General features: G+C 48.2%; 12 protein-coding genes. 8 read left to right on the forward strand and 4 right to left on the reverse strand.

Annotated features, from left to right (window positions below; translation table 11 throughout):
• Positions 1-139: 139 nt before the first annotated feature.
• Complete coding sequence (locus HII30_RS09970) at positions 140-1,267, forward strand: MGDG synthase family glycosyltransferase (RefSeq protein ID WP_169504873.1); 1,128 nt, start codon at positions 140-142, stop codon at positions 1,265-1,267.
• A gap of 101 nt (positions 1,268-1,368) precedes the next feature.
• On the opposite strand, the gene trmB is transcribed toward HII30_RS09970, so the two are convergent.
• Positions 1,369-2,082 (reverse strand): tRNA (guanosine(46)-N7)-methyltransferase TrmB, encoded by a 714-nt coding sequence (gene trmB, locus HII30_RS09975; RefSeq protein ID WP_169504874.1) that lies wholly within the window; start codon positions 2,080-2,082, stop codon positions 1,369-1,371.
• 192 nt (positions 2,083-2,274) lie between these two features.
• Positions 2,275-2,463: a hypothetical protein gene (locus tag HII30_RS09980; protein WP_169504875.1), complete on the reverse strand. Its 189-nt coding sequence runs from the start codon at positions 2,461-2,463 to the stop codon at positions 2,275-2,277.
• A 279-nt stretch (positions 2,464-2,742) separates the two neighbouring features.
• On the opposite strand from HII30_RS09980, the gene mnmL reads away from it, so the two are divergent.
• From mnmL to HII30_RS10000, 4 genes are all read left to right on the forward strand, one after another.
• Entirely contained in the window at positions 2,743-3,696 is a 954-nt protein-coding gene (gene mnmL / locus HII30_RS09985) for a tRNA modification radical SAM protein MnmL/YtqA (protein ID WP_169504876.1), read from the forward strand.
• On the forward strand, positions 3,696-4,286 hold the full coding sequence (gene mnmM / locus HII30_RS09990; RefSeq protein WP_169504877.1) for a tRNA 5-(aminomethyl)-2-thiouridylate-methyltransferase MnmM: 591 nt from the start codon (positions 3,696-3,698) through the stop codon (positions 4,284-4,286). The genes mnmL and mnmM overlap by 1 nt, the downstream gene beginning before the upstream one ends.
• Positions 4,287-4,351: 65 nt before the next feature.
• Positions 4,352-5,323: a type I phosphomannose isomerase catalytic subunit gene (locus HII30_RS09995; protein WP_169504878.1), complete on the forward strand. Its 972-nt coding sequence runs from the start codon at positions 4,352-4,354 to the stop codon at positions 5,321-5,323.
• A 289-nt stretch (positions 5,324-5,612) separates the two neighbouring features.
• The gene (locus tag HII30_RS10000) at positions 5,613-6,575 is read left to right on the forward strand and encodes an alpha/beta hydrolase (RefSeq protein ID WP_169504879.1); all 963 of its coding nucleotides are present in this window, start codon (positions 5,613-5,615) and stop codon (positions 6,573-6,575) included.
• Between the two features lie 69 nt (positions 6,576-6,644).
• Here HII30_RS10000 and HII30_RS10005 read toward each other — a convergent pair whose 3' ends face one another.
• Positions 6,645-8,423 (reverse strand): B12-binding domain-containing radical SAM protein, encoded by a 1,779-nt coding sequence (locus HII30_RS10005; RefSeq protein WP_169504880.1) that lies wholly within the window; start codon positions 8,421-8,423, stop codon positions 6,645-6,647.
• A gap of 21 nt (positions 8,424-8,444) precedes the next feature.
• Positions 8,445-10,277 (reverse strand): DNA helicase RecQ, encoded by a 1,833-nt coding sequence (gene recQ / locus HII30_RS10010; protein ID WP_169504923.1) that lies wholly within the window; start codon positions 10,275-10,277, stop codon positions 8,445-8,447.
• A 306-nt stretch (positions 10,278-10,583) separates the two neighbouring features.
• Between recQ and HII30_RS10015 the strand changes: the two genes are divergently transcribed.
• From HII30_RS10015 to speD, 3 genes are all read left to right on the forward strand, one after another.
• Entirely contained in the window at positions 10,584-11,411 is an 828-nt protein-coding gene (locus HII30_RS10015) for an AraC family transcriptional regulator (RefSeq protein WP_169504881.1), read from the forward strand.
• 71 nt (positions 11,412-11,482) lie between these two features.
• Positions 11,483-11,944 carry an SRPBCC family protein gene (locus tag HII30_RS10020; RefSeq protein WP_169504882.1) on the forward strand — a complete coding sequence of 154 codons (462 nt, stop codon included), beginning with the start codon at positions 11,483-11,485 and terminating at the stop codon, positions 11,942-11,944.
• Positions 11,945-12,196: 252 nt separating this feature from the next.
• Positions 12,197-13,009 (forward strand): adenosylmethionine decarboxylase, encoded by an 813-nt coding sequence (speD, locus tag HII30_RS10025; protein WP_169504883.1) that lies wholly within the window; start codon positions 12,197-12,199, stop codon positions 13,007-13,009.
• Positions 13,010-13,025 lie beyond the last annotated feature (16 nt).

Consider the following 13,025-nt stretch of genomic DNA (forward strand, 5'->3'; position numbering starts at 1 on the left):
TCCCCGCTCACAAGATATAAATCCCGGTAAAAGCATTTACATGTGAATTTCTTCGCGATCAAGGGTATTTTATAGAGAACAGGCATCCAACACGGAAATATCAAATATCATCATACTGCAGCGGGACAGGTGAACGAACGTGGCTAAACAAAGAGTTTTGCTGTTATCAGAAGGATTTGGCGCTGGCCATACGCAAGCGGCTTATGCACTCTCGAGCAGTTTGCGTCAGCTGTCACCTGACATTCAGACCCGGGTTATGGAGCTGGGCAGCTTTCTCAATCCCAAGGTAGCTCCCCTGATTATTTCTGCCTACCGGAAGACACTGGCTTCACAGCCTCGGCTGATTGGTTATATGTACCGGCATCAAAAATCGTTTAACCGTTTCACAACACTGGCTCTTCACCGCATTTTTTATACGAGCACCCGCGATGTGGTGAGACAGCTCAAACCGGATATCATCGTATGTACGCATTTCATCCCTAATGCGGTCATATCGCGGTTGAAACGGCTTGGTCTTACAGTCCCCCTATGCACCGTTATTACAGATTATGATGCCCATGATACTTGGATCAGCCCGGAAGTGGACCGCTACTTTGTATCAACTCCCGAGGTCAAACGGAAGCTTCAAGGACGAGGTGTGTCCCAAGCGAAAATTCAGGTTACTGGCATTCCGATCCACCCGGATTTTTGGAAAAGGCCCGGTAAAGATGACATACGGCGTCAGTTCGGGTTATCTTCTCTCCCCACGGTTTTGGTTATGGGAGGCGGATGGGGATTGATGAACGACCAGGTTGTCCATGAATACCTGACCCGGTGGGCGGACAAGATCCAGATTATTTTTTGCCTGGGCAGCAATGATGAAGCCCGGCGGAAAATGGAGTCCAAAATGTGTTTTAAACATGCGAATGTTCATATATTGGGCTTTAGCCATGAGGTCGACAAGCTGATGGAAGTATCCGATCTCTTAATTACAAAACCTGGCGGCATGACCTGCACTGAGGGTCTTGCCAAAGGCATTCCCATGCTGTTTCATCATCCGCTGCCAGGACAGGAAGAGGAGAACTTTCAATATTTTACGGCTCAAGGCCTGGGAGAGCCAATTACTTCTCTCGAAGTGCTGGGAATCTGGATGAACCGGCTTCTCCACGAATATGATCAGGTGCTCCGGCAGCGGACTGAAAATTTGAATGCCATCCATAAATATCATCCGATGGAAAGTGCAGTGAGCATTATCGAAATGCTGCAGCAGCGAATGCAACACCTGTAGGTATACCTGAGAGAACCTGCGTCGGGTGCATCCATAAAAAAAAGCAGCTCGCCCGATCTTCGAGGGGAGAGCCGCTTTTCTACTATTATAATGGAAGCGCTTTATACACCATACTTCTTCAGACGGTCTCTGCGGTATTCCTCCAAAGCAGCTTCGCCTATGATGACTTCACAGCGATGGATATTCATTCCTTGTCCGACAAATTTGGATTCATATTCCGTCATTACGAATTGTTCATTGACTCCATCCCGATGGAGATCCAATGAAATGTTAGTCATCTGTAACCCATAGTCGGCAAATGAATTCAACGAGAATTCAAACAGGCTGACAGAATCTGTCTTGAAATGAATCTGCCCTTGATCGTTTAGAATCTTCTTATACATGTCCAGAAACCTGGGGTGTGTGAGCCGCCGCCGACCGTGCTTTGTCTTCGGCCAAGGATCACTGAAGTTCAGGTAGATCCGCTCAATTTCTCCCTGCTCAAATACTTCTTCCACATTCTCGATGTTCATCAGCGCAAGCTTCAGATTCGGCGGGGTTTCCACCTCTTCTTCCGCCCAGGCGATGCGTCCTTTTTCACTCGCACGACGAATCAGCTCGTCGTACATATCGACACCAATAAAATTGATTTCCTGATTACCGTAGCTCATTTGGCTGATAAACTGCCCTTTTCCCATACCGAATTCTACATGAATGGGCTGATCATTACCAAACAAAGAAGCCCACTTTCCTTTATATTGCCGGGGATCGAGAACGACCATATCCTCCTGCTGTTCCAGGCTTTCCCGTATCCCTTTTCTTCCGCGTAAACGCATGATATACCTCCGAACATTGGCTAAAATTAAACTGTCACTGGAGATATTGTGACGAAGTTAGCTCTAAATGTAAAGATAAAAAAACAAATAAGCATGAAAAAGAAGGAGGCACGCCTCTCTCTGCAATAACAGATCAAGGGTTCCTCCCTCTTTTATATTTGGAATTGGGGTTCCGCGATTGTTAGACTGTGGCTAATGTGTCTCATTGGGAGATACAAAATCAAATGTTTTCTCAAAAGCTGCCCTGATTTTGCGCTGAGCCGTTGACTTCACCTTTGAGTTTTCATTAAATTCTACACCTGTCAGAGCCAATGCTTCATCCGGAGTAAGTTCCACAGAGATTTTATTCTTACTTGGGTATTTGACGGACGCTGAATTCATTCTAATCACCTCTTCGGTATCATTATATCCACGATGCCGATCACTTATGAGATAATATGTTAAAAAAATTTCAGCTTATGACTACTTTTTACCCATCAGCAGCATAGACGAAACGTGTATTCTTCCTAAAATATATCAAATTATTCAGCTCATGATCAAGTACAGCATTAAATGATTCTTAGCACCTGATTTTTTGTTACAATAGACTGGAATTGAGACTGAAATTGCTGAATGGGATTGAACAGCATGTTCCATATTAAAACCAATTAAGGAGAGCCCATGCACACACCAACATCTTCTGTCCCACAGCTGTGGGGCGATAAACGATTTCATACATGGAATTACGAAATGCGTCATGAATTTCAGGAAAAAGTGCTTAAAGTAATGATCGATGCCGGTTTCACCTGCCCTAACCGTGACGGTTCTATCGCAAAAGGCGGATGCACTTTTTGCAGTGCTCGCGGATCCGGAGATTTTGCCGGGCGCCGCCGGGACGATCTGGTTACTCAGTTTAACACGATCCGGGACAGGCAGCTGCTGAAATGGCCAAATGCTAAATATATCGGATATTTTCAGGCATACACGAATACATATGCACCCGTGGATGAGCTTCGGGAGTGCTATGAGCTTATATTAAAGCAGCCGGGGGTGGTTGGCTTTTCCATTGCGACACGCCCGGACTGTCTGCCTGATGATGTCGTACAATATCTCGCAGAACTGAACGAACGAACCTATTTGTGGGTTGAAATGGGACTACAGACCATTCATAATTCCACATCGGATCTCATTAACCGTGCTCATGATACGGAATGTTATCTGGAGGCAGTGGAGAAGCTTCGCAAGCATAACATCCGTGTATGCTCCCACATCATTTACGGACTGCCGCAGGAAGATCATGACATGATGCTGGCGACCGGCCGCGCTGTTTCAAAGATGGATGTACAGGGGATTAAGATTCATCTGCTTCACCTGATGCGCAAAACGCCGATGGTCAAACAATACGAAGCCGGACTGCTTCGATTCCTGGACCAGGATGAGTATATCAAGCTCATCGTGGATACACTTCAGTTTCTGCCCCCGGAAATGATTGTACACCGCTTGACGGGGGATGCTCCCCGTGACCTTCTGATTGGTCCAATGTGGAGTCTGAGAAAGTGGGAAGTGCTCAATGGCATTGATGCAGAGCTAAAGAGGCGGGATACATGGCAGGGTAAACTATGGAGGTCGAGCTGATGGGATTTTTGTCTGTTCTTAGCTTTGCACATAAACTGGTCACAGAGCGCCTTGCGCCGGGAGGCATTGCTATCGACGCTACTGCAGGTACAGGAGCCGATACGCTGTTTCTGGCTCAGAAGGCTGGCCGCAGCGGGAAAGTATTCGCTTTTGACATTCAGGAACAGGCGCTTTCAATCACACAGGAGCGTCTTGCCAAGGCCGGAACCGAGCCGCTCGCAGAAGTAAAGCTTGTACACAGCAGCCATGCTGGCATGAATGACATTATTCCCGCCTCCGTTCACGGCAAAATATCGGCCATCATGTTCAATCTGGGATATTTGCCGGCCGAAGGTGCGGATAAAGAACTCATTACCTCACCGGCCAGCACACTGCCAGCACTGGACACCGCGCTTGAACTCCTGGCTCCCGGAGGAGTCATTACAATCGTCGTATACCCCGGACATCCCGGTGGCGATCAGGAAGCCAGGGCTGTGGAAGAATGGTGTTCCTCCCTTTCCCCTCTTCAGGCTCAAACGGTGATGTACCGTGGACTGCAAAGAAGCGAGGCTCCCTATCTTATTGCAATCGAACGAAAAAAGCCGTTATGATAGAGTGACATGCCTTCTTCCCGAAGAGGGCTTAACAACTATGGTGAAAGGTAGATGATAACATCATGACAAAACCGTATCCGCTTTTATTTCAACCGGAATTCAAAGAACGTGTATGGGGTGGCCGGGCCCTGGAGCAATTCGGATTGAATCTGCCTGAAGGCCATATTGGCGAGGGATGGATGATTGCCGATCATCCCAATGGCACAACTACGGTCGTAAACGGAGAGCTGGCCGGCAAGGGACTGGATCAGATCCGGGAACAGCTGGGCCGGGACTGGTTTGGCAGCAAGGGATTTTCCGAGAAGAATGGACGCTTCCCTCTCCTGATCAAACTTCTGGACTGCAATGATGACTTGTCTGTACAGGTACACCCTACGGATGATTACCAAGGCCTCCCGGAAGGAGAGCTGGGCAAGACTGAAATGTGGTATGTGCTGGATGCAAAGCCGGATGCTAAAATTATTTACGGGCTGAAGGAAGGCGTTAACCGGGAACAGCTCAAGGACGCCCTCGAGAACGGCACTGTGATGGATACCCTCCAGGTTGTGCCTGTTCAAACCGGCGATACATTCTACATACCGGCTGGTACTGTTCATGCGCTTTGTGCAGGTGTGGTTGTTGCAGAAATTCAGCAAAATTCGGACACCACGTACCGTATCTACGACTACAACCGTCCTGGCCTTGATGGGAAACCGCGTGAACTGCATGTTGAGGATTCCCTGAATGTGACCGCGTATGAAGGGTCTGGAGCCACGACCATGAACACAGATCATGCTGCAGCTGGCGAATGGCTTGAGCTTGCAGCCTCGCCTTATTTTATTGTTGAAAAAGGGGTTCTGAACGGTTCCTGGGATCTGAGCACCTCGCCGGACAGCTTCACGATTCTCGTCACCTGTGAAGGATCAGGCAGCTTGAAGTGGGACGGGGGCTCTCAGGATTTCACTTCCGGACAGTGCTTCCTGCTGCCCGCAAATCTCGGTTCTTACAGTTTGGAAGGAAACGGCACCGTTCTTCGTTCTTATCTCCTATCATAAAATGCTGGCTATATAGCATGAATTAAAGATAAAACCTTTCTATAGCGGAGGTGACAAGTGATTCTGGAGAAGCGGCAGCGTCCGCCTAAAAGCTTTCCAAAGGAAAGCTAGCATCGGAAGCATATGCTTTGTCTCCAAAATGCTACCTCATATGATATTTCTAGCATTTTGGAGGCAACAGCGGTCGTAAGAACACTTGCCATCGCAGCCATGCAGAATGGTAACTCTTAATTCAGTTTATATAGAAACGTAAAGGAAACTCATCCGTACGTGGAGGTGGCCAAAACCGATGCAGACCGATCGCTTTCATATGCTGGGCAATGATGGTAAAAATATTTTTGTGCAGGAATGGGCTCCTGAGACAGATAGTGCACCTGTCAAAGCGGTGCTCCAGATCGCTCACGGGATGTGTGAAACCGGTGAACGTTATGCAGAACTGGCTTCCCTGCTGACAGCGCATGGATATGCCGTCTATGTCAATGACCACCGGGGACACGGCCAGACAGCAGGACGTCCGGAAGCACTGGGCGATGCCGGAGAGAACGGTTTCGATAGAATCATCGAAGATCTGCTGCTGCTTTCAGAAGTGATCCGGGATCGGCATCCTCATGTACCGCTGTTTCTGCTTGGTCATAGTATGGGGTCTTTCCTCACCCAGAAAATCATGTGCCTGACCGAGGGCCGGCGTTATGACGGATTTATTCTGTCAGGCTCGAACGGTCCCCGCAGTATGCTGTCCCTCGGACAGCGATTGGCCTCTGCACAAGCGAGAATGCAGGGTGAAATCCACCGCAGCCTGCTGATGAACACGATCGTGTTCGGCCCCTACAATAAAGGTTTCGGCATGCGGACTCCTTTTGACTGGCTCTCCAGCGATCCGGAGGAAGTGGACCGGTATATGAACGATCCGTATTGCGGGCAAATATGTACCACACGCTTCTTCCGTGACTTCTTTACCCTGCTGAGGCAGATTCACCATTCGAATCTGTTGAAGGGACTGGTCACAGACAAACCAATCTACATTTTTTCGGGAGAAAAAGATCCAGTGGGTATGCGCGGTAAAGGAGTACGCAAGCTGATTCAGCTGTATCAGGAACGCGGTGTCAGCGATTTGGAATACCGGCTGTACCCGGACGGGCGCCATGAAATGCTGCATGAAGTGAATCGGCACGAAGTAGCCGGCCATATTCTCCAATGGCTGGACCGTCAAGCCTCCCGTCTGATCGGGGATTCTCCACGGATGACCTCATAAATCGAAAACGCCTGCCTATCCGAACAAGGATGGGCAGGCGTTTTTTCTTGCTATGCTGCTGAATTATCGTTAGATCGCTTTGGTATAGTATTTCGGCTTTCCATCTGGTAATTGCTGATACAGCACCACCAGCAGGGTTCGACGTGATGAAGATTCATCTTCCCAAACGTCGCTTCCGGCAGCAACCAAACTTTTTTGGGACGTCACAGCTTCAAGATCAAATGGCAGAACTTCAATCATGGCGTGCTTCTGCAGTTCACGCTCCGTGATGCCAAGTGATGCAAAATCGCCGCTGAAGCCGCTGGCCTGCTCCACAACCTGTTTCATGTGACTGGACCATTCTTCTTTATTCTGAGTGAAATTCCACCAAATTTTGCGGGGCTTAAATTTATGTCCCAGGAAATAATCGAATTTCATCAATCCCTGTACCACATCCATTTGCGGTGTTCCCCGATGCTCCAGGAATGAACTCAGTCTTGTGAACAGATCTTCCAGCTGGTGGCCGATTTTCTGCCACCCCTGCCCTTCCCAGTAATCACCGAATTCCTGAAAGAAATCAAATGGTGAAGGAAATACATTCGACATCAGATACTCCAGCGTATGGTCCATCCGGTGAGCATTCCAGTACTTCTCAAGCACGTCCTCAAGCCTTTTCAGACGGACTATATCTGTAAAAGGCATGACATCGCTGCTTAACATTTCATACGGGGCATGATCCATGTACGTATAGTTGTATTTTGCCGCATCGATCCGAAGACCCGTACCACGAAGCATTTTAAGGAATCCCAGCTGCAGCTCCTCTGGACCGAGTGCGAACACATCATTAAACGTTTTGCGGAACGTGTCGTAATCTTCCAGCGGCAGGCCGGCGATCAGATCCAGATGCTGGTCAATTTTACCGCTTTCCTTGATCTTGGTAACCGTACGTGTCAGCTTGGAGAAGTTCTGTCTTCGTTTGACCAGTTCATTGGTGGGGTCATTGGTCGACTGAACGCCGATTTCAAAACGAAAAATACCTGGAGGTGCATGCTCTGCCAAGTAATCCAGTACCTCAGGGCGCATAATATCCGCCGTAATTTCGAACTGGAATACACAGCCGCGATGGTTCTCAATAAGAAAACGAAACATTTCGAGGGCATAATCCCTTTTGATATTAAAGGTACGGTCTACAAATTTGATCAGCTTTGCTCCGTTATCGATCAGATAAATGATATCCGATTTCGTACGCTCAATATCATAATAACGAACGCCCACTTCGATGCTGGAAAGGCAGAATTGGCAGTTAAACGGGCAGCCGCGGCTGGTCTCGAAATAGACGACCCGATTGGCAAGGCTCGGAATATCCTCTGCAAAACGGTGCGGAGAAGGCAGCTCTTTCAGCTCTGCCTTGGGGCGCGGAGGATTGATGACCACCTCTTCCCCTTTCCGGTAGGCCGTTCCGTATACGAAATGATACTTCTGCTCCCCTTCCATCTCTTTCAGGAGGTGGTTCAGAGTTTCCTCCCCTTCACCCATAATAATAAAATCGACATGATGCAGCCGCTCCATCCAGTACTTCGTGTCATAGGAGACCTCAGGTCCACCCAGTATGACCTTAACCTCTGGCATGACTTTTTTCACAATATCAATCACTCTGATCGTTTCTTCGATGTTCCAGATATAGCACGAGAAACCGATCACATCCGGCTTGCGCTGGAACAGATCTGAGACAATATTCATCACAGGATCCTTGATGGTATACTCGGTCAATTCAATATCAAAATCCTTTTCGCTGTATGCTTTGAGGCAGCGTATAGCGAGTGAGGTATGGATGTATTTGGCGTTCAATGTGGACAAAATGACTTTCATGGTTCACGACCTTCACTTGTTTTAATATTCTTCCGGACCGGCATCGCCGCTCTGATTCTGGAAAAATTCCAGAAAAGGCCTGCCATACTTGCGGAATTTCACTTCCCCGACCCCTTTGACATGCAGCATATCATGCTCCGTCTGCGGGCAGGCCACGCTCATCTCACGCAGTGTCGCATCATTAAAAATGATATATGACGGCACATGTTCCCGGCTGGCCAGTTCACGGCGGATCAGCCTCAGCTGTTCAAACACGGTTTCGTTTACAGCCGATGGCGATACATCTCTCGTATTTCGGCGCTGGGAGGATGATGCTTTGGCCGGACGCGGCACCCTTTGCGCTACTTGACGCTGTCCTCGAAGTACCTCACCGGCTGCACTCTGCAGTCTGACTACCGGGTATTGTCCCTCAGAAAGCGCCAGGTACCCCTCCGAGATCAGCACATTGATCGTTTCGGCAATTTCTTTTTCTGTTCTGCCATTCATGACACCGTACGTAGGCAGCCGGTCAAATCCATATTCCAGCACTTTTTTGGCCCGTGACCCCTTTAATACGGAGGCTACCATCGATACACCGAAACGCTCCCTCATCCGGTGAATACACGAGAAAATTTTCTGGGCATCTACTGTGATGTCCACCTGTTCCCGATCATCCGTGCATGAGCTGCAGGTGCCGCAGGGCTCATCATGATGTTCTTCCCCGAAGTAGTCCAGCATCGCGTTCCGCAGACATTTGGTCGTATAGCAATAATCAATCATGTGCTGCAGCTTGCGGTAGTCATTATGCTTGCGTTCCCCATCCTGGGGATTCTGTTCAATCAGAAACTTCTGGGTCATGATATCCTGTGCGCTGAACAGCAGCAGACACTGACTCGGCTCACCATCCCGTCCGGCACGGCCGGCTTCCTGGATATAGGATTCCATATTTTTCGGCATATTATAGTGGATAACATACCGGACATTCGATTTGTCGATCCCCATACCAAAAGCATTCGTTGCTACAATGACACGTATATCATCATATAAAAAAGCCTCCTGGCTGGTTGCCCGCTCATCATCGCTCATGCCTGCATGATAACGGCCGGCGGCGAGGCCTCTCAATTGAAGCCGCTGGCACAGATCATCCACTTCTTTGCGGGTTGCGGCATAAATAATGCCAGATTCATGGGTATGCGATGCCGCATAATCCAGTACATATTCTTTCTTATTCTCACCGCGCAGGACCGACATGTGGAGATTGTCCCGCCCCAAGCCGGTGACAAATACCTGAGGGTCCTGGAGACGGAGCAGGCGCTGCATATCTTCCATAACCTCCGGCGTAGCCGTTGCGGTAAAAGCAGCGAGAATCGGGCGGTTCGCAAGTCCCCTCACAAACGGTGCCACCGACAAGTAGCTTGTTCTGAAATCATGTCCCCATTGGGAGACACAGTGCGCTTCATCTACTGCTACACAGGAGATATCAAGCTGTGCCATTTCATCCCGGAACCAATCGAGCTCCAGCCGCTCGGGTGCCACATACAGCAGCTTCAGTTCGCCGCCTCTGGCTGCGCGGATTCGATCATTCACTTCCCGGCCGCTTAAGGTACTGTTGATGTAAGCCGCCGAAATCCCCGCGGTCTGCAGGGCATCTACCTGGTCCTTCATCAGGGAGATCAGCGGTGATACGACAAGTGTCAGTCCCTGATACATCAAGGCGGGAATCTGGTAGCAGATCGATTTTCCTCCGCCGGTTGGCATGATCCCCAGTGTATCCCGGCCTTCCAGCAGACTTGCTACGATTTTCTTTTGGCCGTCCCGAAAGTCGGGGTACCCGTAATATTTTTGCAAGAATTGTTTTGCTGTATGAAAATCCATCGGCTCCTGGCGGTTTACTTGTTCTATATTAATCAAATTACCAAACTCCTTCTATTCGCCTTTGGTTCATCCATTTCATATATCTTGTCCTTTAAGTTTACCGGGCTTTGGCAAGATGGGCAACCAAGAAGCAGGCTGAAACCGTAAATATCTTAAGCAGCTTAAAATGACAATGATACAGCTGAAAAGCTGAAGTGTGATGTGCAAAACATACTTTGCCTGGCTTTTCTACTTTGATACACTGTTACCATATAGATTAGCAAGAAGCTTATTTAAATTTCACAGACTGCAGAGGAATGTATTTATATGGAAACTCAATCCTTACGAGACCGAGCCGAACATATCATAGCGGTAGAAAAAGCCATAACTTATATGAAACTTCATCTGGAAGAGTCTCTGACCCTTGACCAGATTGCATCAGTGGCCGGCTACAGCTCTTTTCATTTCACGAGAATCTTCAAACACACAACTGGCATCTCTGTACGCCGCTACCTTTCCGCATTAAGGATCGAAGCCGGCAAAACTAAACTGCTGAATGCCCCCTCCACCACCGTCCGCTTGTTGCAGCACATCGGCTTTAGCAGCGTCGGTACCTTTCAGACACGATTTAAATCTTACGTCGGCCTCACACCTCAAAAGTTCAAAAATCTTGCTCACACTCTGTTCCGCTATGTCCAGCAGCATAAGGAAACAGCCTTCACTGAAGAAGACAACGGCTCTGAAGGATGCTCTGTGATACGCTGCCATATCCAGGCACCAGCATACTTTCAAGGTATTGTCTTTGTCGGCCTGTTTCCAAGACCCATTCCTGACGAACGTCCGGCTGCCGGTAACGTTACGGCTTTCTCTAATTCTGAGAAGGTATGCACAATTAAGACTTCAAAACCAGGATCCTATTATGTTCTTGCAGCAGGAATTCCCTGGAGCCTTAATCCGAAAGATTATTTTCTGCTTCACCAGTCGCTCCGGGCTAAATCTCCCAAGGCAATCGATATAAAACAGCCGTCTAATATAGAGATGGAACTCAACCTTAGGGAGGCACTTCCTACGGATCCACCAATCGTGATTAATCTGCCGCTGCTGCTATTTGAACGCGACTCTGTGAACAAAAAAAGCAAACTAGAAGAATTTTAACAGCTGGAACTAAGCTATACTCTGTTTATATAAAATTATTTACTAGATAAACGGAAAGCAGGGATATTGAAATGGACATTACACAAGAGATATGGATTCATGCTGACTTGGAACTGGTATGGAAAGCGTGGACTAAAGAGGACCGAATTACAGAATGGTTTGCCCCGGCAGCTCGTATCGAGCCACGCAGTGGAGGCGCATTCGAGCTCTTTTTTAACCCGGCGGATCCTACTGTGATGAGTACTAAAGGCTGCATTATTCTTTCTTATGAAGCACCGCATAAACTGGTATTCCAGTGGAAGGGACCCGATCCTTTTGCCACAATTATGAATCGAACAGAGTCTTTAACATTGGTTCAAGTGTCTCTGAACCCCACGGACAGCGGTACGCACGTTGTGCTGGTACATACCGGCTGGGGAATTACCGAAGAGTGGGTGCAAGCTCGACAGTGGCATGTCCAGGCTTGGGAGCAAATGCTCGACAGTTTGAAATCCAGCATAGAATCCGGCAGCGGAAAATTGTGCTGCCAGTGACAAAGCAAGTCAGAGTGATCCACATTCAGGCTGAAATGATTTCTGGATAAGTCGACTGGGCGTCTACGAATATTTTAGAAGAAAGTTAAATTCTTCTCGAAAACGGGTAAAACATGTGCATAGTCTGTTTTGCCATGCCTACTCAGCATGGGTAAAGCATGGCCTGCAGCAGACTAAGAATTCATCTCCTTGGAAAACCTACCTGGAACAGCTATGGATTCTACAAACTTGATGTTGAAGGGGAAAATAGCCATGAAACCTATTTCCGAAGAACGCATTACCCTCCACGGGTTTAATAATTTGACAAAATCGCTCAGCTTCAATATGTACGATATCTGTTACACAAAAACCAAAGAAGAACGCGAGGCCTACATCGAATATATTGATGAGCAGTACAACGCGGACCGCCTTACGAAAATACTGACCCATGTCGCCGATATTATCGGAGCCCATGTACTGAATGTTGCCAAGCAGGACTATGTCCCGCAGGGCGCGAGCGTGACGGTTCTCGTATCCGAGGGCCCGATTGTAGAAGTGCCCGAAGAATCCTACGAGGAATCTCCCGGCCCGCTGCCTGACAATGTGGTTCTCCAGTTGGACAAAAGCCATATTACCGTGCATACGTATCCGGAATATCATCCACATGAAGGCATAAGCACCTTCCGGGCCGATATCGATGTCTCAACCTGTGGGGAGATTTCTCCCCTCAAAGCGCTTAATTATCTTATTCATTCATTTGACACGGATATCATGGCCATTGATTACCGGATTCGCGGCTTCACGCGTGACATCAACGGCCACAAGCTGTTCATCGATCATGATATCAGCTCCATCCAGAACTATATTCCGGACGAAGCTCAGGAATTGTACGATATGATCGACGTCAATGTATATCAAGAAAACATTTTTCATACCAAATGCAAATTAAAGCAGTTTGATCTCGATAATTACCTGTTCGGATACACCAAAGACAAGCTTTCCACCCGTGAGCAGGAGGAAATTACCCAACGATTGAAGATGGAGATGGATGAGATCTATTATGCCAAAAATATCGACCGCGTTTGATCAGGCGGTTATGCAG

Origin of the sequence: Paenibacillus lemnae (genome assembly GCF_012933385.1) — a bacterium.
GTDB classification, from domain to species: domain Bacteria; phylum Bacillota; class Bacilli; order Paenibacillales; family Paenibacillaceae; genus Paenibacillus_AQ; species Paenibacillus_AQ lemnae.